This is a genomic window from Cellulomonas algicola (genome assembly GCF_003851725.1).
Lineage (GTDB): Bacteria > Actinomycetota > Actinomycetes > Actinomycetales > Cellulomonadaceae > Cellulomonas > Cellulomonas algicola.
In genome coordinates this window covers 1-18,536 of the sequence record NZ_BHYL01000204.1, presented here as the reverse complement: position 1 = coordinate 18,536, position 18,536 = coordinate 1, and the positions used below count along the sequence as shown (strand labels likewise).

Sequence of the window (18,536 nt, the reverse complement as noted above, 5' to 3'; positions counted from 1 at the left end):
GGCGCCGGCCGAGCCGGCGCCGCCCCCGAAGCCCCCGGCCCGACCTCGCCGCCGCGTGAGGACGTCACCGCCGGGTCACCCCTGTCCGGATCCGAAAGCGAGGCCTGACATGCCGCTCCGCACGCGCCCGCGCCCCCTCGCCGTCGTGAGCGCCGGTGCGCTCGCGGCGACGCTCGCGGGGTGCAGCACCCCCGAGCCCAGCCCCGGCGTCACCGACGACACCGTGACCGTCGGCACGCACACGCCCCTGACCGGCCCGGCCGCCGCCGGGTACTCGTCCATCTCGAAGGCCGTCTCGGCGTACTTCGACCACGTCAACGCCCAGGGCGGCATCCACGGGCGGACGATCGAGTACGTCGTCAAGGACGACGGCTACAACCCCGCGACGACCCAGACCGTCGTGCGCGAGCTCGTCCAGGAGGACGGGGTGTTCGCGATCCTCAACGGCCTCGGCACCCCGACCCACGCGTCCGTGCTCGACTACCTCAACGAGAACGAGGTGCCCGACCTGTTCGTCGCGTCGGGCGCGCTGCTGTGGGACGACCCCGAGCAGCACCCGTGGACGTTCGCCTTCAACGTCGACTACACGACCGAGGCCAAGGCGCTCGCGCAGTACGCGCTCGACGAGGGCGGCGACGACGCCGTCTTCTGCGTGCTCGGGCAGGACGACGACTACGGCGAGGACTTCGTCGCCGGCCTGGAGGCGGTGCTCGGGGCCGACGCGCTCGCCGTCAGCGAGACGTACGCGGTGTCCGACCAGGACGTCACCGCGCAGGTCGGGGCCATGCAGGCGGCGGGCTGCACGCACAACTTCCTCGCGACCGTGAACGGCTTCACCGCCCGGACGGTCGGGACCGCCGCCCAGATGCGCTACCCGGCGCAGTGGCTCGCGTCGTCGTCGGGCGGCGACTACCCGACGCTCGCCGGCTACCTCGGCGAGGACGTCGCCGCCGCGGTGCTCGAGGGCTTCGTCAGCGCGAACTACCTGCCGTTCAGCCCGGACAGCGACTGGGTCGCGCTGTTCCGCGAGATCAACGACGAGTACAACGGCGGCGAGCCGTTCACCGGCAACACCGTCTACGGCATGTCCGTGGCCTACACGTTCGCCCAGGCCCTCGCGGCGGCGGGGGAGGACCCGACGCGCGAGAGCCTCGTCGAGGCGCTCGAGAGCGGCGACGTCAGCGGCAACGGGATCATGCCGCTCGCCTTCTCGGCCGACAGCCATCGGTCGTTCGGCGGCGTCGGCATCACCGTCGTGAACGACGGGGTGCAGGACTACGTCGGGACCGCGTTCACCACCGACGCCGGCGACGGACCGGTCGAGCCGTACGACGGCGCGGCCCCGGCGCCGGAGGACGAGGGCGTCCCGACCACCTGACGCGACGCGCCCACGACCGAGGGCGGGCGGCCCCGACCGGGTCGCCCGCCCTCCGTGCGTCGACCGTCAGGACAGGTCGGCCGGTGCGGGCGCGTACTCGGCCACGAGCTCGCGCTTGAGGATCTTGCCGCTGCCGCCCGTGGGCAGCACCTCGCGGACGTGCACGACGCGCGGGTACTTGTACGCGGCGATGCGGTCCCGCACGAAGGCGACGAGCTCGTCGGGCGCCGCGGTCGCTCCAGGCTCCAGGACGACGGCCGCGTGCACCTCCTGCCCGCGCACCTCGTCGGGCACGCCGAACACGGCGGCGAGGGCGACCGCGGGGTGCCGCACCAGGACGGACTCGACCTCGCTCGGGTACACGTTGTAGCCCGACCGCACGATCATGTCCTTCGTCCGGTCGACGATCGTGAGGACACCGTCCTCGTCGAGAGTGCCGAGGTCGCCCGTGCGGAACCACCCGTCGACCACCGCCTCGGCCGACGCCTCCGGGTTGCCGAGGTAGCCCTTGAACAGGTTGTGGCCGCGCACGACGACCTCGCCCAGCTGACCGGTGCCGAGCAGCTCGATCCGGTCGGCCACCCACGGGTCCGCGATCTCGACGTCGACGCCCCACAGCGGACGGCCGACGGTGCCCGGCCGCGGCCGCTCGCCGACCTCGTTGAACGACACGGTCGGCGCGGTCTCCGTCAGGCCGTAGCCCTCGTGCACCGGCGCCCCGAACGTCGCCTCGAACGCCTCGAGCAACGCGACCGGCAGCGCGGCGCCGCCCGAGACGGCGAAGCGCAGGGGCGGACGGTCGGTCGTGCGCGCGGCGGCCTGGACCAGCCCGACGTACATCGTCGGGACGGCCGTGAAGACCGTCGCGCCGTGCCGGGTCATCGCGGCGAGCGCCTCGTCGGGGTCGAACCGGGGGAGGAGGACCACCGACGCGCCGCGCCGGAACGCGGTGTTGAGCACCGACGACTGGCCGAACGTGTGGAAGAAGGGCAGGCCGCCGAAGATCACGTCGTCGGCGCGGATGTCGCACGTGTCGATCAGCGTCACGTGCACCTGCTCGATCAGCGCGAGGTGGCTCGAGACCGCGCCCTTCGGCCGTCCCGTCGTCCCGCTCGTGTAGAGGATCGTCGCGGGGTGCAGCGGGTTGACCGACGCGTAGGTGCGCAGCGGCGTCGCGGCGGCGGCCTCGTCCTCCAGGCGTGGCGCGGGGACGTCGACGCCGTCGGGCACGAGCACGGTGACCGTCGGGACGCCCGCCGCGGCGGCCGCGGGCAGCGACTCGCCCAGCAGCGGTGCGGCCGCGACCAGCAGCCGGGCGCCGCTGTCCCGCAGGACGAACTCGATCTCGCCCGCCTTGAACAGCAGGTGGACCGGCACGACCACCGCCCCGAGCGACAGCACCGCGTGGTAGACGCGCGCGAAGTCGGGGACGTTCGGCACGTGCACCGCGACCCGGTCGCCCGGCCCGACGCCGCGGTCCCGCAGCGCGCCCGCGTACGCGAGCGTCTGCTGCCACAGCGGCCCGTACGCGACGGTGCGGTCGCCGATGTGGAACGCGGTGCGGTCGGGGTGGCGGCGGGCGGTCTCGGCGAGGATCGCGGCGACGGACATCGTGCCGTAGCCCTCTCCGTCGAGGGCGGGGTCGGTCGTCATCGGTGGCTCCCTTCGTGCGGTGCGCGGGTGCTGGGGTCGGTGGCGGGTTCCGGGGCGGTGCGGGGTCGGAGCTCGGCACGGCCGAGCGCCGCGAGGTGCACCTCGTCGGGGCCGTCGGCCAGGCGCAGGGCGCGCGCGGCGGCGAACATCCCGGCGAGCGGGGTGTCGGCCGACAGCCCCGCGGCGCCGAACAGCTGGATCGCGCGGTCGAGGATCCGCTCGACGGTCGACGGCACGGCGATCTTGATCGCCTGGATCTCCCGCATCGCCGCGCGGTTGCCGACCGTGTCCATGAGCCAGGCCGTCTTGAGCACGAGCAGCCGCAGCGCCTCGACCTCGACCCGGGAGCGCGCGACCCACTCGCGCACGACGCCGCGCTCGGCCAGCGGACCGGCCGACGTGCGGCGCGTCGTGGCCCGGTCGCGCACGAGGTCGAGCGCACGCTCCGCCATGCCGAGGGCGCGCATGCAGTGGTGCACGCGGCCCGGGCCGAGCCGGGCCTGGGCGATCGCGAACCCGTCGCCGGGTCCGCCCAGCAGGGCGTCGGCGGGGACGCGCACGTCGTCGAGCTCGACCTCGGCGTGCCCGCCGTGGTCGCGGTCGTCGTAGCCGAGCACGGTGAGCGGCCGCACGACGCGCACGCCCGAGGCGTCCCGGGGGACCAGGACCATGCTCTGCTGCCGGTGCCGCGGACCGTCGGGGTCCGTGCGTCCCATGACGACGAGCAGCGCGGCCTCGGGGTTCATCGCGCCCGTCGACCACCACTTGCGGCCGCTGACCACCCAGTCCGGGCCGTCGCGGCGGATGCGCGTGCGGATCGTCGTGGCGTCCGACGACGCGACGTCGGGCTCGGTCATGCAGAACGCCGACCGGATCTCGGCGCGGAGCAGGGGGCGCAGCCAGCGGTCCCGCTGCGCGTCGGTGCCGAACGCGGCGAGCAGCTCCATGTTGCCCGTGTCGGGGGCGGCGCAGTTCATCGCGACGGGGGCGAGCCGCGGGCTGCGGCCGGTGAGCTCGGCGACGGGCGCGTACTGGAGCGTCGTGAGGCCGCCGCCGTGCGGGCCGGGCAGGAACAGGTTCCACAGGCCCTGCGCGCGGGCCTCGGCCCGGAGCTCGCGCACCACCGGGCGGGTGCCCCAGTCGTCGGGCGTCGTGGCGACCTGCGCGTCGAGCACCGGCTCCGCGGGCAGCACGTGGTCGTCGAGGAACGCCTGCGCACGGGCGGTCACGTCCCGCGTGCGGGCGTCGGGGGCGAAGTCCATCAGGCCTCCTCGGCTCGGGTGCGGACCGTGGTGCTGCGTACCGTGCCCGCGCGGTCGGCGAGCCGGGCGAGGCCCTCGCGGGCGAGCGGCGCCACGAGGTCGCCGACGCGCTCGAACCCCGCACCGACCGTCCCGCCGGCGCGGAACCGGAGGTGCACGCCCTCGAGGATCACCGCGAGCTTGTAGGCCGCGAACGCGCGGTACCAGGCGAGGTCGGGCGGCGGCGCGCCGAGCCGGGCCGCGTAGGCGTCGACGAGCTCGGCGAAGTCCGGGTACCCGGCGGCCGGGTCGACCGCGGTGACGGTGTGGTCGTCGTCCGCGATGCGCGCGAGCTCCCAGTAGAGACCGAGCATGCCGAGGTCGACGGCCGCGTCGCCGAGCGTCGCCATCTCCCAGTCGAGGATGGCGGCGACGTGCGGCGGCCCGGACACCCCGTCCGCGCTCGCGCTCACCTCGGCCGGCGACCGGGCGACGAGCGCGTTGTCGAGCCGGTAGTCGCCGTGCACGAGCGCGGGCCGCCACGTGGTCGGCACGTCGGCGCGCAGGCGCTCCTGCAGGTCGTCGAGCGCGGGGACGTCGCGCGAGCGTGAGCCGTCGAGCTGCACGCCCCACCGGTGCACCTGGCGGTCGAGGAACCCGTCCGGCCGGCCGAGGTCGGCGAGGCCGACGTCGTGCGGGTCGACGGCGTGCAGCTCCGCGAGCAGCGCGGCGAGCTCCAGGCTCAGGGCGCGCAGGTCGTCGGGGGACCAGCGGGCGTTCTGCTCGGGGGCCGCGAGCGCCTCGCCGTCGACGCGGGCCATGAGGAAGAACGGGGTCCCGGTGCCCGCGGCGCCGTCGGTGTCGTCGACGAGCGCGTACGTCGTCGGGACGGGGACGCGGGTGGGCCCGAGCGCGGACAGGACGCGGTGCTCGCGCGCCATGTCGTGCGCGGTGGCCTGCACGTGGCGCAGCGGCGGCCGCCGCAGGACGAGCGGCACGCGGGCGCCGTCGACCCGGTAGGTGAGGTTGCTGCGGCCGCCCGCGAGCAGCTCGGCCTGCAGCGGGGTGTCGTCGACGAGGTCCGGGCGGTGCGCGTGCAGCCACGCGTCGAGGCGGGCGACGTCCAGCCCGGGCAGTGTGCGGTCGTGCACGGGCGGCCTCCGCGCGTCGGGCCGGGCGCCGGTGCCCGGATTCGTCGCGAGCATACCGCGCGGTCGGTATGTGGTGTCGACCCGCCGTCGGCGGCGGGCCCTACGCTTCCGTCATGTCGATGGACCACACCGGCGCGATGCACTTCGAGAGCGGGGCGGCCTTCGAGGCCTGGCTCGACGAGAACGGCGCGACCGCGACCCACGTCTGGGTGCGGATGGCCAAGAAGGGCAGCGGCGTCGCGTCCGTCGACTGGAACGCGGCCGTGGACGTCGCGCTCTGCTTCGGCTGGATCGACGGCATCGCGCGGCGGCTCGACGACGACTGGTACGTGCAGCGGTTCACCCCGCGCCGCGCGAGGAGCGTCTGGTCGAAGATCAACCGCGACCGCGTCGAGCGGCTCACCGCCGAGGGCCGCATGCGCCCCGCCGGCGTGGCGGAGGTGGACCGGGCCAAGGCGGACGGCCGCTGGGACGCCGCGTACGACGGGCCGGCCACCGCCGTCGTCCCCGACGACCTCGCCGCGGCCCTGGCCGCGCGCGGACTGGCCGACGTGTTCGCCGCCCTGGACGGCCGCAACCGGTTCGCCTTCCTCCACCGCGTGCAGACCGCGGTGCGACCCGAGACCCGCGCCCGGCGGATCGAGCGGCTCACCGACGACCTCGCGCAGGGCAGGACGCCGTACCCGGCGGCCACGAAAGGGCCGCGCACCTAGGCGGCCGCGGCGCGGTACCGCACCCCGCCGTCAGGCGTCGCGCACCCGGGGGTCGTGCTGCGCGGTGTCGTCCGCGTCCCCGCCGGCGACGGCGACGAGGTCGCGCTCGATCGCCGCGCGCAGGTCGTCCGGCACGGGCGCCGGTCGACGCGTCACGCGGTCGACCCACACGTGCACGAACCGCCCGGTCGCGAAGGGCTCGTCGGTGCCGGGACGCAGGATCCCGAGCTCCCACGTCACGCTCGTCGTGCCGAGCCGTCCCGCGCGCAGGCCGACCTCCCACGGCTCGGGGAACGACGACGACGCGCGGAACTCGCACGACGACGAGACGCACACGGCGATGCGCTCGCCGGCGAGCGGGTCGAGCCCGGCGCCGAGCAGCCAGACGTTGATCGTCGTGTCCATCGCCTCGTAGTAGACGGCGTTGTTGACGTGCCCGTACTGGTCGTTGTCGTTCCAGCGGGTCGCGAACGGCGCGCGGTGCGGGTACGTCATGACGACGCCCCCGGGCGCAGCACGACGTCGAACGCGGCGCGGGCGCGCGCGGCGCTCGGGGTGTCGCCCGAGATGAGGTCGGCGTAGGTGAACGACTCGCTCACGCGCACGAGCACGAACGCGAGGTCGTTCGCGTCGATGGCCCGGTCGAACGGGTGCTCGCCGAGCTCGGCGAGCACGAGCACGCGCACCGTGGCGACGTAGCGCCGGTGGATCTCGCTCTCGTTGGTCGTGAGCAGCCGCAGGGCGCGGGCGGGCTCGCGGCGCAGGAACGCCCGGAAGTAGGGGGCGCGGATGAGGTCGGACGCGAAGCTCGTGAGCACCGCGGCGACGCGGTCGGGGCCGGTGCGGCCCGCGGCGGCGTCCTCGGCCTGCTGGAGCGTCGGGACGGCGAGCGACCACAGCACCTCCGACAGGAGCGCGTCGCGGTTGCCGACCCAGCGGAACAGCGAGGTCCGGTCGATGCCGAGGCGGCCGGCGAGGCGGCCCATGTCGATGCGCTCGCCGTCGATGAACTGCTCGCGGGCCATCCGGAACGCACGCACGGCGTCGGGGTGCTCGCCCGACTCGAGGCGCTCCGAGAGCCACGACGGCGCGGCGGTGGTGCCGACCGCGGCGAGCGATCCGGGTCGCGGCGCGCGGTGCGCCGCCGCGGCGGCGCCCGCACCGGGGGCGGAGGGCGGGTCGGTCGGATCCGGCATGCGCCGACTCTAGACCCGGGTGCTCCTCGTGGTGCAACATTCTCGAAGATGTTGCACGCGCCGGTCGACGACGATCAGGGAGACGCACCATGACGACCACCGACACCCCCGTCCACGCCCCGCTCGCCGCCGACTTCTACGGCTTCCAGGAGGCGCTCACCCCCGCCGAGCACGACGCGTCCGCGCGCCTGCGCGACTTCATGGAGCGCGAGGTCCGGCCCATCGCCCTCGACTACTGGGACCGCGCCGAGTTCCCGCACCAGATCGTCCCCGGCCTCGCCGAGTGCGGGATGTTCGGCGCGATGTGGCCCGAGACCTCGCGGTTCGAGAACTCCGGCGTGTGGCGTGGCTGGGCCGCGCTCGAGCTCGCCCGCGTCGACCCGTCGACCGCGACCTTCGTCGGCGTGCAGAGCGGCCTGACGATGAGCTCGATCGCGCTCGGCGGGTCGCCCGAGCAGCGCGCGCAGTGGCTCCCGCCGATGGGCCGCGGCGAGCTCCTGGGCGCGTTCGGCCTGACCGAGCCGCTGTCCGGGTCCGACGCGTCCAAGGGGCTGCGCACGACCGCCGAGCGCCGCGGCGACACGTGGGTGCTCAACGGTGCCAAGCGGTGGATCGGCAACGCGACGTTCGCCGACGTCGTCGTGATCTGGGCCCGCGACACCGCCGACGGCCAGGTCAAGGGCTTCCTCGTCCGCCGCGGCACGCCCGGCTTCACGACGAGCAAGATCGAGCGCAAGCAGGCGCTGCGCATCGTGCAGAACGCGGACATCACGCTCGACGGCGTGGTCGTCGACGAGGCGGACCGCCTGCCGAACATCCACTCGTTCCGCGACGTCGCCGTCGTGCTGCGGCTCACCCGCGCCGAGGTCGCCTGGCAGGCCGTCGGCGTCGCCGTCGGCGCGTTCGAGGCCACCGTCGCCTACGTCGGTCAGCGCGAGCAGTTCGGCCGGCCGCTCGCGTCTTTCCAGCTCGTCCAGGACCGGCTCGCGCAGTGCCTCGGCAACATCACCGCGTCGATCGCGCTGTGCCTGCAGGCCTCCCGGATGCAGGACGCGGACCGGCTCGGCGACGAGCACGCCGCGCTCGCCAAGGGCTTCGCGACCTCCCGGATGCGCGAGACCGTCGCGTGGTGCCGCGAGCTGCTCGGCGGCAACGGCATCCAGCTCGACCACGGCGTCGCCAAGTTCTTCGCCGACGCCGAGGCCGTCTACTCGTTCGAGGGCACGCGCGACATGAACAACCTCATCGTCGGCCGCGCCATCACGGGCATCTCGGCGTTCGTCTGAGCCGCCCGCGGCCCCCGCCGCGTCCCGTCCGGCGTCCCCGCCGGGCGACGTCCCGATCCGCACCGCACCAGGAGGTCCGCCGTGCCCGAGGCATTCGTCGTCGCCGCCGCCCGCTCGCCGATCGGCCGCGCGTTCAAGGGGTCGCTCACCGGGCTGCGCGCCGACGACCTCGCCGCCCAGACCGTCCGCGCCGCGCTCGCGCAGGTGCCCACGCTCGACCCCGGCCTCGTGGAGGACCTCCTCCTGGGCTGCGGGCTGCCGGGCGGCGAGCAGGGCATGAACATGGCCCGTGTCGTCGCCGTGCTGTCCGGGCTCGACGAGACCGCCGGCACGACCGTCAACCGGTACTGCGCGTCGTCGCTGCAGACCACCCGTGCCGCGTTCCACGCGATCAAGGCGGGCGAGGGCGACGTCTTCGTGTCCGCCGGGGTCGAGGTCGTCAGCCGCACCGCGCGCGGCTCGTCCGACCACATCCCCGGCGAGGACGTCACGAACCCGCGGTTCGCCGACGCGGTCGCCCGCACGGCCCAGGCCGCCGCGGGCGGGACGACGTGGCACGACCCGCGCGACGACGGCGGTCTCCCCGACGTCTACGTCGCCATGGGCCAGACCGCCGAGAACGTCGCGCAGCTCACCGGCACCGGGCGCCGCGAGCAGGACGAGTACGCCGCGCTGTCGCAGAACCGCGCCGAGGCCGCGATCGCGTCCGGCTTCTGGGCGCGCGACATCACGCCGGTGACCCTGCCCGACGGGACCGTGGTGTCGGCCGACGACGGACCGCGCCCGGGCGTGACCGTCGAGGCGCTCGCGGCCCTGCCGCCCGTGTTCCGCCCCGACGGGACCGTCACGGCCGGCAACTGCTGCCCGCTCAACGACGGCGCCGCGGCGCTCGTGGTCGTGAGCGACCGGGTCGTGGAGCGCCTGGGCCTCACGCCGCTGGGACGCATCGTCTCGACCGGGGTGAGCGCGCTGTCGCCCGAGATCATGGGCCTCGGGCCCGTCGAGGCCAGCCGGCGCGCGCTCGACCACGCCGGGCTCACGATCGACCAGATGGACCTCGTCGAGCTCAACGAGGCGTTCGCCGCGCAGGTGCTGCCGTCCGCGAAGGCGATCGGCGTCGACCTCGAGCGGCTCAACGTGCACGGCGGGGCCATCGCCGTCGGCCACCCGTTCGGCATGACGGGCGCCCGGATCACCACGACGCTCCTGCACGGGCTCGCCGCGACCGACGAGCGCTACGGGCTGGAGACGATGTGCGTCGGTGGCGGCCAGGGCATGGCGATGGTCGTGGAGCGCACGTCCTGACGCTCGCGCTCCGGGATGACGTGCGCGCGCGTCGCCCGGCAGCCGATCCCCCTGCCCGACGACGACGCCCGCCGCGCGGTCCGCGAGGACCGGCGACGGGCGTCGAGCCGCCGTCGTGCGCCGCGTCAGGACGGGACGTAGAGCGCGATCGTCGCCGCGACGAGCGCGGGACGGTCCGCACCCTCGACCTCCACGACGACCTCGCTGCCCACCCGGACGCCCTGCGGCGTGACCTCGGCGGACCGGATGGTCGTCGTCGCGCGGACGCGCGACCCGGCGGTGACCGGGGTGAGGAAGCGGACGCGGTCCAGCCCGTAGTTCACGACCGCGGACGTGCCGCCCACGTCGAGCAGCCTTTCGGTCAGCGCGGGGAGGAGCGCGAGCGTGAGGAAGCCGTGCGCGACGGTCGCCCCGAACGGCCCGTCCGCGGCGCGCCTCGGGTCGACGTGGATCCACTGGTGGTCGTCGGTCGCGTCGGCGAACAGGTCGATGCGGCGCTGGTCGACCCTGCGCCACGGGCCGGTCGCGGTCGTGCCGACGACGGACGCGAGGTCGGCGGGGGAGTCCACGGTGATCGTCATCCGCGCGGCCCTCCGGCGACGTAGAGCACCTGGCCGGACACGAACCCGGCCTCCTCGGACGCGAAGAACGACACCGCGGCGGCGATGTCGTCGGGCTGCCCGACGCGTCGGACCGGGACGGCCTTGGCCTCGGCGGCGAGCAGGTCCTCGAACGGGACGCCGACCCGCTCCGCGACGGCCCGCGTCATCTCGGTCTCGACGAAGCCCGGGGCGACCGCGTTGACGGTGACGCCGAACGGCCCGAGCTCGATCGCGAGCGTCTTGGTGAACCCCTGCATGCCGGCCTTTGCGGCCGCGTAGTTGGCCTGCCCGCGGTTGCCGAGGGCCGACGTGCTCGACAGGTTGACGACGCGTCCCCAGCGCGCCTCGACCTGGTGCGCCTGCACGGCGCGGCTGACGAGGAACGCGCCGCGCAGGTGCACGCGCAGCACGTCGTCGAAGTCGGCGGTCGACATCTTGAACAGCAGGTTGTCCCGCAGGATCCCCGCGTTGTTCACGAGCACCGTGGGAGGACCGAGGGTCCGGGCGACGTGCGCGACGGCCTGCGCGACCGCGTCCTCGTCGCCCACGTCGGCGCCGACGGCCAGCGCGTCGCCCCCGTCGGCGCGGATCGCGGCGGCCGTCGTCTCGGCGTCCTCCTCGCGCAGGTCGAGGACGGCGACGCGGTGGCCGTCGCGGGCGAGCCGTCGGGCGGTCGCGGCGCCGATGCCGCGCGCGGCGCCGGTGACGAGGGCAGTTCTGGCGTCGGTCACGTGGGTGTCCTCTCGTCGAACGTGATGAGCTGGCGGAGCTCGCTGCCGGCGGCCAGCCGGTCCATCGCGAGGTCGAGGTCCGTGAGGGCGATGCGCGACGACACCAGCTCCTCGAGCGGGAGCCGGCCGGCGCGCCACAGGTCGACGTACACCGGGACGTCGCGTGCGGGCACGGAGGAGCCGAGGTAGGAGCCGACGACGGTGCGCGCCTCGGCGGTCAGCGTGAGCGGGCTGACGGATGCGCGGGCGGTCGGGGCGGGCAGCCCGACGGTGACCGTCGTGCCCCCGGGTGCGGTCGCGGCGAGGGCGGTCTCGAACGCGCGTGCCGAGCCCGCGGCCTCGACGACGACGGGCGCCCGGACCCCCGTCGCCGCCAGGTCGTCGGGCTGGACCGCGAGCGTGGCGCCGAGGCGGCGTGCCGTCGCGAGCTTCTCGGGGCGCGTGTCGACCGCGACGACCTCGTGCCCGAGCGCGACGGCGACGAGCAGCGCGGCCGTCCCGACACCGCCCAGGCCGACGACCGCGACGGCCTCGCCCGGCCGGGGGCTCCCGGCGTTGACGACCGCACCGCCGCCGGTGAGCACCGCGCACCCCAGCAGGGCCGCGACCTCGGGCGGCACGTCGGGGTCGACGCGGACGACCGACGTGCGGTCGACGACCGCGTGCGTCGCGAACGCCGAGACGCCGAGGTGGTGGTGCACGTCCTGCGTGCCGCGGTGCAGCCGGGACCCACCGCCGACGAGCGCGCCGGCGACGTTGGCCGCGGTCCCGACGCGGCACGGCAGGCGGCCGTCGGTCGCGCACTCGGGGCACGTGCCGCACCGGGGGAGGAACGTGAGCACCACGCGATCACCCTCCCGCAGGTCGTCCGCGCCGTCGCCCCGGGCCTCGACGACGCCCGCCGCCTCGTGGCCCAGGAGCATCGGGGTGGGCCGCACGCGGCTGCCGTCGACGACGGACAGGTCGGAGTGGCACAGGCCGGCGGCCTCGATGCGGACGAGGACCTCGCCGGGGCCGGGTGGGTCCAGGTCGACGGGCCCGACGCTGAAGGGGCGTGACGACGCGAACGGCGCGGGCGCACCCGACCGCTCCAGGACGGCACCGACGACCTGCACGAGCACACCTCCGTCGTCCGGGCCGCGGGCGATGCGGGAAACCGACTGGACGGTATGTACCGTAGCGGATCGTCCGCGTCGAGCGGAGCCGGACCGGCGCCCAGTTTTCATCTGGAAGCCCTTCCGCCTGGACGCCACCTGCGGCGATGCTGGCCAGGTCATTCCGGACGAATCGGGGGAGGCACGGATGGGCACCATCACCACGACCGACGGCGTCGAGATCTTCTACAAGGACTGGGGTTCGGGACAGCCGATCGTGTTCAGCCACGGCTGGCCGCTGTCGGCCGACGACTGGGACACGCAGCTCCTGTTCTTCCTCCACGAGGGCTACCGCGTGATCGCGCACGACCGTCGGGGCCACGGCCGGTCCTCGCAGATCGCCGACGGGCACGACATGGACCACTACGCCGACGACCTCGCGGCGCTCACCGCGCACCTCGACCTGCACGACGCGGTGCACATCGGCCACTCGACCGGCGGCGGCGAGGTCGTCCGCTACCTCGGCCGGCACGGCGAGAGCCGCGTCGCCAAGGCCGTCCTCATCGCGGCCGTCCCGCCGCTCATGGTCCAGACCGACACGAACCCCGGCGGGCTGCCGAAGGCCGTCTTCGACGGGCTCCAGGCCGAGGTCGCCGCGCACCGCTCCGACTTCTACCGCGCGCTGCCGTCCGGCCCGTTCTACGGCTACAACCGGCCGGGCGCGGAGCCCTCCGAGGCGGTCATCGCCAACTGGTGGCGGCAGGGCATGCAGGGCAGCGCCAAGGCGCACTACGACGGGATCGTCGCGTTCTCGCAGACCGACTTCACCGACGACCTCAAGACGATCACCGTGCCCGTCCTGGTCCAGCACGGCGACGACGACCAGATCGTCCCCTACGCGAACTCCGGGCCGCTCAGCGCCGAGCTCCTGCAGAACGGCACGCTCAAGACGTACGAGGGCTTCCCGCACGGCATGCCGACGACGCACGCCGACGTCATCAACGCCGACATCCTGGAGTTCATCCGGTCCTGAGCGGGCGCCGTGCGCGGGTGGGCCTCATGTGGTCCACCCGCGCACGTGGTCGACGACCAGCTCCGGCACGGTGTCGTCACCGGGCGTCGCGCGGTCGGGGAAGTCGAACACGCCGATCATGAGCTGCAGCGGGTAGGTCGGCGGGCCCCCGCACCGGCGCACGACCGTGCCGTCGACGCTGAACGTCGCGTGCTCGTCCGTCCAGCGCACCGCGTACGTGTGCGGCTGCGCGACGTCGATCGCCAGCCGCGGTGCGGCGAAGTCCTCGCGGACACCGGGGTCGCGGAACGCGTGCAGCCCCATGCCCACCGCCGCGGACTCGCCGGGGACGACGGCGTCGCCGAACACCTCCATGACGCAGATCTCGGCGCACCGCTCCGGGACGTCCTCGAGGCCGACCATCCACAGCGACACCATCGAGCGCGGCGACAGCACGGCACGCGCGCGCATCTCGACGTACCCCGGACCGGGGGTCCACCCGAGCAGCTCGTCCTGCTGCTCGCGCACGACGAGGCCCTCGCGGTACGGCTGCTGCCCGTCGGTGCTCCCGACCGGGCCCGAGCGGTTCGCGGACTGCACGGCCGAGACGCGCAGCGGCGGCTCGTGATCGCCCGCGCACCACAGCGGCTGGTCGCGCGGGATGCTCAGGCGGAGGCACGAGTCGCGCACCTCGTACGTCGCGGCGCTCTGCGCACGTGAGCTCCACGCGGGCAGGTAGTGCGGCGACCAGACCGAGCGGTCGAGGTCGTCGCCGTCGAAGTCGTCGTCGAACGTCGTCCGTGTGCCCGGCATGGCGTGATTCTCGCGTCGTCATGAGCGGTCGGCACCTGTGGACGACGCGCCCGCGGCAGCGCCACGGTGCCCTACCGTCTGACCCGGCCGAGAACGGACGAATCGGACAGGGGTGCGGCGTGGACGGTGTGGTGATCCTCGAGCGCGAGGTCCGCGAGCTCGTGCGCCGGCGCGGGATCGACCCCGTGCGCGACCCGAGCGGTGTCGCGACCCTCGTCGCCGACGCCATCGCGGACTACGACGAGCGGTCGCTGCGCGGGGCCGTCCCGCCGCTCGCCGACGCCGCCGCGGCGCACAAGGCGGTCGTCGACGCGGTCGCCGGGCTCGGGCCGCTGCAGAAGTACCTCGACGACCCGGAGGTCGAGGAGATCTGGGTCAACTCGCCGACGCAGGTGTTCGTCGCACGGCGCGGCGAGCCCGAGCTGACCACCACGATCCTCACCGACGGCCAGGTCCGGGACCTCGTCGAGCAGATGCTCAAGGTGTCCGGCCGCCGCCTCGACCTGTCCAGCCCGTTCGTCGACGCCTCGCTGCCGGGCGGCGAGCGTCTGCACGCCGTGATCCCGGACGTCACGCGGCGGCACTGGGCGGTCAACATCCGCAAGCACGTCGTCCGGGCGGGCACGCTCGACGACCTCGTCGGGCTCGGGTCGCTGACGCCGCACGCCGCCGCGTTCCTGCACGTGGCGGTGCGGGCGGGCCTCAACGTGCTCGTGTCGGGTGCGACGCAGGCCGGCAAGACGACGATGCTGAACGCCCTCGCCGGTGCCATCCCCGCGCGCGAGCGCGTCGTGACGTGCGAGGAGGTCTTCGAGCTGCGGCTCGCCGCGCGCGACTGGGTGGCGATGCAGTGCCGCCAGCCCAGTCTCGAGGGGACCGGCGAGATCCCGCTGCGGCGCCTCGTCAAGGAGGCGCTGCGCATGCGGCCGAGCCGCCTGATCGTGGGGGAGGTGCGCGAGGCGGAGGCGCTCGACCTGCTCATCGCGCTCAACGCGGGCGTGCCGGCCATGTGCACGATCCACGCCAACTCGGCGCGCGAGGCGCTCGTGAAGCTGTGCACGCTGCCGCTGCTCGCGGGGGAGAACGTGTCCGACCGGTTCGTCGTGCCGACCGTCGCGTCCGCCGTTGACCTCGTCGTGCACCTCGACCTCGACGGCGCCGGTCGTCGTGGGGTGCGCGAGGTCGTCGCCGTCCCGGGGCGCGTCGAGCAGGGCGTCGTCGAGACCGCCGACGTCTTCACGTCCCGCGGCGGGCACCTCGTGCGCGCCGACGGCTTCCCGCCGCACCCCGAGCGGTTCGCGCGGCTCGGCGTCGACCTGGCCGCGCTGCTGCGCGCCCGCGGCTGAGGCGTCTGCCCTGTGGACGCACGCGGCGACGCGAGGACGCGGTGCCCTAGGTTCGCCGCGAATCGGACCAATCGGGCAGGGGGTCGTGTGGCGACGGGACGTGACACGCCGTCGTCCGCCGCCCTCGCCGAGGTCCGGACGTCGGACCCCGGGGTCGGGTGACGCGCGATGGGTGTGGTGGTCGGGCTCCTGCTGGGGGCGGGCCTGGCGTGCATCTGGTGGTCGTGCTGGGCACCCACCCCGGGTGCCGCGTCCCGCCTCGACGGGTGGAGCGTCCGCACGCAGGACGCGCTCGTCCAGGCGGGCATGCCGGGCGTGACCCCGACCGGGCTCGTGCTCACGAGCGGCGGCGTCGGCGTCGTGGGGCTCCTGCTCGGCCTCGCCCTGACCCGCGTGCCGTCGATGGCCCTGTGCCTCGGGGTGTTCCTCGCGCTCGCGCCGTCGGCCGTGGTGCGCGGCCGGGCGCGACGACGGCGTGCGCGCCTGCGAGCGCTGTGGCCCGAGGTCGTCGACCACCTCGCGTCGGGCATCCGCGCAGGCCTCGCGCTGCCGGAGGCCGTCGCGCAGCTCGGCGAGCGCGGGCCGGTCGAGCTGCGCGCCCCGTTCACCGCCTTCGCCGAGGACTACCGCGCGACCGGACGGTTCGGCGAGAGCCTCGACGCGCTCAAGTCGCGCCTCGCGGACCCCGTCGCGGACCGGATCGTCGAGGCGCTGCGCATGACGCGCGACGTCGGCGGGACCGACCTCGGACGCCTGCTGCGGACCCTGTCCACGTTCCTCCGGGAAGACGTCCGCACGCGCGGCGAGCTCGAGGCGCGCCAGAGCTGGACCGTCAACGCGGCCCGGCTCGCGGCGGCCGCACCGTGGCTCGTGCTCGGCCTCCTCGCCACGCGCACCGAGGCCGCGCAGGCCTACGACTCGACCGCGGGGCTGCTCGTGCTGGGCGCCGGTGCGGCGAGCACCGTCGTCGCGTACACGCTCATGCTGCGCATCGCGCGCCTGCCCGACGACCCGCGGGTGCTGCGATGAACCCGGTGACCGCGGGCGGGGTCGCCGGTCTCCTCGCGAGCGTCGGGGTCCTCCTCGTCGTCGCACGGCTGCGCGCCCGGCGGATCCGGCTCGACCAGCGCCTCGCCCCGTACCTGCGCCCGCAGCGGGCGTCCTCCGCGCTGCTGCTGCGCGCACCCGCGTCCGGGGGCGCCGTCGCGACCGTCGAGCGGATCGCCGCACCCCTCATGCAGGACGCCGTCCGCCTGGTGGCACGCGTCGGCTCACCCGCCGCGGACCTGCGACGACGCCTCGCGCGGGCCGGCAGCGACGAGACCGTCGAGCAGTTCCGCGCCGGCCAGGTCGTCTGGGGCGTCCTCGGCGTCGCCGGCGGGCTCGGGTTCGCACTCCTGCTCGCCGCGACGCGCGGCACGTCGGTCGTGGTTCTCGTCGTGCTCGTGGCCCTGTGCGGCGCGACGGGCGTGCTGGGCCGGGACTGGCTGCTCAGCCGGCAGGTCGCGCAGCGCGAGAGCCGCATGCTGCAGGAGATGCCGACGATCGCCGAGCTGCTCGCGCTCGCGGTCGGTGCGGGGGAGGGTGCGACCGGCGCGCTGGAACGCGTCGTCCGCAGCACCCGCGGCGAGCTGAGCGTCGAGCTCGAGCGCACGCTCGCCGACGCCCGCGCGGGCGCCCCGCTCACCACGGCGCTCGACGGTCTCGCCGACCGCACCGGGCTGCCCGCGCTCGCGCGGTTCGCCGAGGGGGTCGCGGTGGCGGTCGAGCGCGGCACGCCGCTCGCCGAGGTCCTCCGCGCGCAGGCGCAGGACGTCCGCGAAGAGGTGCGCCGCGACCTCATGGAGACGGGCGGCCGCAAGGAGGTCGCGATGATGGTGCCCGTCGTCTTCCTCATCCTGCCCGTGACCGTCGCGTTCGCCGTGTTCCCGTCCCTGCTCGTCCTGCGGGTCGGGCTGTGACGCCACGACGCCCGGACAACGACCACGGGTGGTCCGCGCGACCGCCCGCCGACCAGCACCGAGGAGACGCATCCGATGCTCACCGACCCGACGACGACCGTGCCGCTGCGGCCGCACGCCCGCACCGCGCGCCGCCTCCCGGTGACGGCCCTCGCGGCCGGACTGGCCCGACGCTGGCTCGCCGCTGCCGCGAGCGGGCGCGACCGGGGCGACGTGCCCGGCTGGGTGCTGGTCACGCTCATGACCGCGGGACTCGTCACGGCGCTGTGGCTCGTCGCCGAGCCCGCGCTGAGCCAGGTGTTCGACGACGCGATCAAGAGCGTCACGGGCGACTGACGGCCGTCACCGCGCCGGAACGACAGGCTCCGCGGCGGCGCTCGTTCGACACCGCCGACGGAGGGTCGGCGGTCGTCGACTTCGTGCTCGTGGGAGCACTCGTCACGGTGCTCTTCGTCGCGGTGCTCCAGCTCGCGCTCGTGCAGCACGTGCGGAACACGCTGGTCGACTGCGCCGCGGAGGGTGCGCGGTACGGCGCGCTCGACGGCCACGGCCCCGCCGACGCGGTCGCCCGGGCGCGCGACCTGGTCACGCAGTCGCTGTCGGCGACGTACGCAGGCGACGTCCGGGCGGCCCGCACGACGCTCGACGGCGTGGACGTCCTCGAGGTGACCGTCACCGCACCCCTTCCGGTCGTCGGGCTCCTCGGGCCGCGGGACGCGCTGGCGGTGCGCGGTCATGCGTACGCGGAGGACCAGTGACGGGCGCGCGGACGGTCATGGCTGCCATGCGTGCAGCGGTGGACGCTCGGTTCCGCGGCAGAGGCGGACGGGACGACGGGAGCGCGGTGCTCGAGTTCCTCGGGGTCGCGCTCGTGCTGCTCGTGCCGACCGTCTACCTCGTGCTCGTGCTCGGGCGGCTCCAGGCGGCGACGTTCGCCGTCGAGGGCGCGGCGCGCGAGGCGGCGCGGACCGCCGTCGCCGCGGAGGACCCGCAGCAGGCGGCGGCGCGCGCGGCGGCGGCGACGGGCGTGGCGCTGCGCGACCAGGGCTTCGAC

19 protein-coding genes and 1 pseudogene are annotated in these 18,536 nt (G+C 75.1%); 11 read left to right on the top strand and 9 right to left on the bottom strand.

All coding sequences use genetic code 11. From position 1 onward, the window contains the following. Positions 1 to 109 precede the first annotated feature (109 nt). Entirely contained in the window at positions 110 to 1,378 is a 1,269-nt protein-coding gene (locus CTKZ_RS13265) for an ABC transporter substrate-binding protein (protein WP_124343393.1), read from the top strand. A gap of 66 nt (positions 1,379 to 1,444) precedes the next feature. Here CTKZ_RS13265 and CTKZ_RS13260 read toward each other — a convergent pair whose 3' ends face one another. The 3 genes from CTKZ_RS13260 to CTKZ_RS13250 are packed head-to-tail and all read right to left on the bottom strand — an operon-like array spanning position 1,445 to position 5,423. After that, a complete protein-coding gene (locus CTKZ_RS13260) occupies positions 1,445 to 3,031 on the bottom strand; it encodes a long-chain-fatty-acid--CoA ligase (protein WP_124343392.1) in 1,587 nt (528 codons plus the stop codon). Next, on the bottom strand, positions 3,028 to 4,293 hold the full coding sequence (locus CTKZ_RS13255) for an acyl-CoA dehydrogenase family protein (RefSeq protein ID WP_124343391.1): 1,266 nt from the start codon (positions 4,291 to 4,293) through the stop codon (positions 3,028 to 3,030). Before CTKZ_RS13255 ends, CTKZ_RS13260 begins: the two co-directional genes overlap by 4 nt. Next, the gene (locus CTKZ_RS13250; protein WP_124343390.1) at positions 4,293 to 5,423 is read right to left on the bottom strand and encodes a phosphotransferase family protein; all 1,131 of its coding nucleotides are present in this window, start codon (positions 5,421 to 5,423) and stop codon (positions 4,293 to 4,295) included. The genes CTKZ_RS13255 and CTKZ_RS13250 overlap by 1 nt, the downstream gene beginning before the upstream one ends. A gap of 113 nt (positions 5,424 to 5,536) precedes the next feature. Here CTKZ_RS13250 and CTKZ_RS13245 point away from each other — a divergent pair, with 113 nt between their 5' ends. After that, positions 5,537 to 6,136, top strand: a complete 600-nt coding sequence (locus CTKZ_RS13245) for a YdeI/OmpD-associated family protein (protein WP_124343389.1) — start codon at positions 5,537 to 5,539, stop codon at positions 6,134 to 6,136. Between the two features lie 30 nt (positions 6,137 to 6,166). On the opposite strand, the gene CTKZ_RS13240 is transcribed toward CTKZ_RS13245, so the two are convergent. Both CTKZ_RS13240 and CTKZ_RS13235 read right to left on the bottom strand, forming a co-directional pair. Further along, positions 6,167 to 6,631 carry an acyl-CoA thioesterase gene (locus CTKZ_RS13240; RefSeq protein WP_124343388.1) on the bottom strand — a complete coding sequence of 155 codons (465 nt, stop codon included), beginning with the start codon at positions 6,629 to 6,631 and terminating at the stop codon, positions 6,167 to 6,169. Next, a complete protein-coding gene (locus CTKZ_RS13235) occupies positions 6,628 to 7,332 on the bottom strand; it encodes a QsdR family transcriptional regulator (protein ID WP_124343387.1) in 705 nt (234 codons plus the stop codon). Before CTKZ_RS13235 ends, CTKZ_RS13240 begins: the two co-directional genes overlap by 4 nt. A gap of 89 nt (positions 7,333 to 7,421) precedes the next feature. Between CTKZ_RS13235 and CTKZ_RS13230 the strand changes: the two genes are divergently transcribed. Both CTKZ_RS13230 and CTKZ_RS13225 read left to right on the top strand, forming a co-directional pair. Then, entirely contained in the window at positions 7,422 to 8,618 is a 1,197-nt protein-coding gene (locus CTKZ_RS13230) for an acyl-CoA dehydrogenase family protein (RefSeq protein WP_124343386.1), read from the top strand. Positions 8,619 to 8,699: 81 nt separating this feature from the next. Next, positions 8,700 to 9,923 (top strand): acetyl-CoA C-acetyltransferase, encoded by a 1,224-nt coding sequence (locus tag CTKZ_RS13225; RefSeq protein WP_124343385.1) that lies wholly within the window; start codon positions 8,700 to 8,702, stop codon positions 9,921 to 9,923. A gap of 125 nt (positions 9,924 to 10,048) precedes the next feature. On the opposite strand, the gene CTKZ_RS13220 is transcribed toward CTKZ_RS13225, so the two are convergent. The 3 genes from CTKZ_RS13220 to CTKZ_RS13210 are packed head-to-tail and all read right to left on the bottom strand — an operon-like array spanning position 10,049 to position 12,371. Next, positions 10,049 to 10,504, bottom strand: a complete 456-nt coding sequence (locus tag CTKZ_RS13220; protein WP_124343384.1) for a MaoC family dehydratase — start codon at positions 10,502 to 10,504, stop codon at positions 10,049 to 10,051. After that, the gene (fabG, locus tag CTKZ_RS13215; protein ID WP_124343383.1) at positions 10,501 to 11,256 is read right to left on the bottom strand and encodes a 3-oxoacyl-ACP reductase FabG; all 756 of its coding nucleotides are present in this window, start codon (positions 11,254 to 11,256) and stop codon (positions 10,501 to 10,503) included. The genes CTKZ_RS13220 and fabG overlap by 4 nt, the downstream gene beginning before the upstream one ends. Further along, complete coding sequence (locus CTKZ_RS13210) at positions 11,253 to 12,371, bottom strand: zinc-binding dehydrogenase (RefSeq protein WP_124343382.1); 1,119 nt, start codon at positions 12,369 to 12,371, stop codon at positions 11,253 to 11,255. Before CTKZ_RS13210 ends, fabG begins: the two co-directional genes overlap by 4 nt. A 187-nt stretch (positions 12,372 to 12,558) precedes the next feature. Here CTKZ_RS13210 and CTKZ_RS13205 point away from each other — a divergent pair, with 187 nt between their 5' ends. Beyond that, positions 12,559 to 13,383, top strand: coding sequence for an alpha/beta fold hydrolase (locus tag CTKZ_RS13205; protein WP_124343381.1), 825 nt, complete (start codon positions 12,559 to 12,561; stop codon positions 13,381 to 13,383). A gap of 24 nt (positions 13,384 to 13,407) precedes the next feature. Here the strand turns inward: CTKZ_RS13205 and CTKZ_RS13200 are convergent, their stop codons facing one another. Beyond that, positions 13,408 to 14,175, bottom strand: coding sequence for a glycoside hydrolase family 16 protein (locus CTKZ_RS13200; protein ID WP_124343380.1), 768 nt, complete (start codon positions 14,173 to 14,175; stop codon positions 13,408 to 13,410). A 119-nt stretch (positions 14,176 to 14,294) separates the two neighbouring features. Here CTKZ_RS13200 and CTKZ_RS13195 point away from each other — a divergent pair, with 119 nt between their 5' ends. From CTKZ_RS13195 to CTKZ_RS13170, 6 genes and pseudogenes are all read left to right on the top strand, one after another. After that, positions 14,295 to 15,521, top strand: coding sequence for a TadA family conjugal transfer-associated ATPase (locus CTKZ_RS13195; protein ID WP_124343379.1), 1,227 nt, complete (start codon positions 14,295 to 14,297; stop codon positions 15,519 to 15,521). A 168-nt stretch (positions 15,522 to 15,689) separates the two neighbouring features. Next, positions 15,690 to 16,550, top strand: a complete 861-nt coding sequence (locus tag CTKZ_RS13190; RefSeq protein WP_124343378.1) for a type II secretion system F family protein — start codon at positions 15,690 to 15,692, stop codon at positions 16,548 to 16,550. Then, complete coding sequence (locus CTKZ_RS13185) at positions 16,547 to 17,482, top strand: type II secretion system F family protein (protein ID WP_124343377.1); 936 nt, start codon at positions 16,547 to 16,549, stop codon at positions 17,480 to 17,482. Before CTKZ_RS13190 ends, CTKZ_RS13185 begins: the two co-directional genes overlap by 4 nt. A 141-nt stretch (positions 17,483 to 17,623) precedes the next feature. Further along, complete coding sequence (locus CTKZ_RS13180) at positions 17,624 to 17,818, top strand: hypothetical protein (RefSeq protein ID WP_124343395.1); 195 nt, start codon at positions 17,624 to 17,626, stop codon at positions 17,816 to 17,818. An 89-nt stretch (positions 17,819 to 17,907) separates the two neighbouring features. After that, positions 17,908 to 18,240, top strand: coding sequence for a pilus assembly protein (locus CTKZ_RS13175; protein ID WP_371852370.1), 333 nt, complete (start codon positions 17,908 to 17,910; stop codon positions 18,238 to 18,240). An 86-nt stretch (positions 18,241 to 18,326) separates the two neighbouring features. Beyond that, positions 18,327 to 18,536: pseudogene (locus CTKZ_RS13170) on the top strand (pilus assembly protein); the annotation flags it as partial.

What these genes read in the sequence shown, in the direction of transcription:
- CTKZ_RS13240 (WP_124343388.1), bottom strand. Translation starts at nt 6,631, where the DNA reads ATGACGTACCCGCACCGCGCGCCGTTCGCGACCCGCTGGAACGACAAC.
- CTKZ_RS13230 (WP_124343386.1), top strand. Translation starts at nt 7,422, where the DNA reads ATGACGACCACCGACACCCCCGTCCACGCCCCGCTCGCCGCCGACTTC.
- CTKZ_RS13255 (WP_124343391.1), bottom strand. Translation starts at nt 4,293, where the DNA reads ATGGACTTCGCCCCCGACGCCCGCACGCGGGACGTGACCGCCCGTGCG.
- CTKZ_RS13190 (WP_124343378.1), top strand. Translation starts at nt 15,690, where the DNA reads ATGGGTGTGGTGGTCGGGCTCCTGCTGGGGGCGGGCCTGGCGTGCATC.
- CTKZ_RS13235 (WP_124343387.1), bottom strand. Translation starts at nt 7,332, where the DNA reads ATGCCGGATCCGACCGACCCGCCCTCCGCCCCCGGTGCGGGCGCCGCC.
- CTKZ_RS13220 (WP_124343384.1), bottom strand. Translation starts at nt 10,504, where the DNA reads ATGACGATCACCGTGGACTCCCCCGCCGACCTCGCGTCCGTCGTCGGC.
- CTKZ_RS13205 (WP_124343381.1), top strand. Translation starts at nt 12,559, where the DNA reads ATGGGCACCATCACCACGACCGACGGCGTCGAGATCTTCTACAAGGAC.
- CTKZ_RS13200 (WP_124343380.1), bottom strand. Translation starts at nt 14,175, where the DNA reads ATGCCGGGCACACGGACGACGTTCGACGACGACTTCGACGGCGACGAC.
- CTKZ_RS13260 (WP_124343392.1), bottom strand. Translation starts at nt 3,031, where the DNA reads ATGACGACCGACCCCGCCCTCGACGGAGAGGGCTACGGCACGATGTCC.
- CTKZ_RS13185 (WP_124343377.1), top strand. Translation starts at nt 16,547, where the DNA reads ATGAACCCGGTGACCGCGGGCGGGGTCGCCGGTCTCCTCGCGAGCGTC.
- CTKZ_RS13265 (WP_124343393.1), top strand. Translation starts at nt 110, where the DNA reads ATGCCGCTCCGCACGCGCCCGCGCCCCCTCGCCGTCGTGAGCGCCGGT.
- CTKZ_RS13245 (WP_124343389.1), top strand. Translation starts at nt 5,537, where the DNA reads ATGTCGATGGACCACACCGGCGCGATGCACTTCGAGAGCGGGGCGGCC.